Genomic DNA, 1,493 nt, shown 5'->3' on the forward strand with positions numbered 1-1,493 from the left:
TTCCGGAGACGGTCGCGCCACCGCTGACATCAGCCGGAATCTGAAATCCCCATAGCCATCGCCTGTGGCCCGCGGGTTCCTTCCTCGGGGACTTTCGTACGCGTGCCGGCGCCCGAAACTCTTCACGACAGCGGAAATAATGCCGCCCAAGCCGAACGTCTGCTTTCAGGAAGCGGCAAGGCTGACCTCAATGGCCGAGATCGGGCGCATTCGTGACGGAGGCAACCAACGTGCGCCTCGTATCGTCACATCTTGCGGCTCCATCCACGGCGCAGCATGACGTGCCGGCCTGTCCCGTCCTTACACAACTCTGTCACGAAGCCAGCCTATCCGATCATCGGAACTGAAACATCCACATGACACGCCTTGAAACCGCCTGGCCGGAGGGCGATCGGGAAAATGTGGAATGCCGTTTTTCGGAGACGACCATGCTTGAACGGACAGACAGGGCCGCGCCCCACTGGGATCAGTCGAAGAAACAGATGTGGCTGAGTGAATTCGAGATTGTCCTGCGCGACCGCGTCATTGCCAATGGCGCTGTCAGGATCGAAGATGGCCGGATCGCCGAAATCCGCGACCAGCCTGTCGAGAACGCCGACCTCGTCGGCGGCGGCCGCCTGCTGCTGCCTGGTTTCATCGATATGCATGGCGACATGGTGGAGCGGGAAGTGGAGCCGCGCACCGGTGTCCACGTGCCGATGGCAATCGGCATCGCCGAACTCGACAAGCGGCTGGCCTCCTGCGGCGTGACCACAGCCTATGCCGCGCTCTCCTTCATCGGCAACAGCGCCACCGCGGCTTTGCTGCGCTCGGAAGAACACACATCTTCCATCATCGAGACCATCACCGGGCTGAAAGACGACCTTCTGGTCGATCACCGCATCCATGCCCGTTTCGAGGTGACGTTCACCGCGGCTGTCGGCGTGCTGGAAAGGCTGATGGATGCCGGCAAGCTGCATCTGGTTTCGCTGATGGATCATACGCCCGGACAGGGACAGTACCGCGATGTCGAATTGTATATCGCCCGCCTGGCCAAGGAGCGCGGCATGTCGATAGCCGATGTATCCGAGGTCGTCGGCAAGCGCATGGCGGATCGAAACGGGCATGGCGGTGTGCTCGGCACGCTGCAGAACCTGTCGGCCTTTGCCCGCGCCCGCGGCATCGTGCTCGCCTCGCACGATGACGACACGCTGGAAAAGGTGGAATTTGTCCACGGCCTGGGAACCGTGCTCAGCGAATTCCCGGTGACGCTGGAGGCGGCGCGGGAAGCCCGCCGGCTGGGCATGTATACGGCCATGGGCGCGCCCAACGCGCTGCGTGGAGAATCCTATTCGGGCAATCTTTCCGCCCGCCAGGCCTATGAGGCCGGGCTGCTCGACATGCTGGCCAGCGACTATCACCCGGCCTCGATCCTGCCGGCCGTGCTCGGCCTGGCGGAACTGCGCGACAGTGGCCTGGCGAAGGCTGCGGCACTGGCAAGCGCCAATCCGGCC

1 protein-coding gene is annotated in these 1,493 nt (G+C 63.2%); it reads left to right on the top strand.

The features are described 5' to 3' along the window. Nucleotides 1-428 precede the first annotated feature (428 nt). On the top strand, nucleotides 429-1,493 hold a 1,065-nt coding region (locus O7A61_RS32155), incomplete at its 3' end, for an alpha-D-ribose 1-methylphosphonate 5-triphosphate diphosphatase (protein WP_337133168.1).

Source organism: Mesorhizobium sp. Cs1321R2N1, assembly GCF_037179725.1.
Lineage (GTDB): Bacteria > Pseudomonadota > Alphaproteobacteria > Rhizobiales > Rhizobiaceae > Mesorhizobium > Mesorhizobium salmacidum.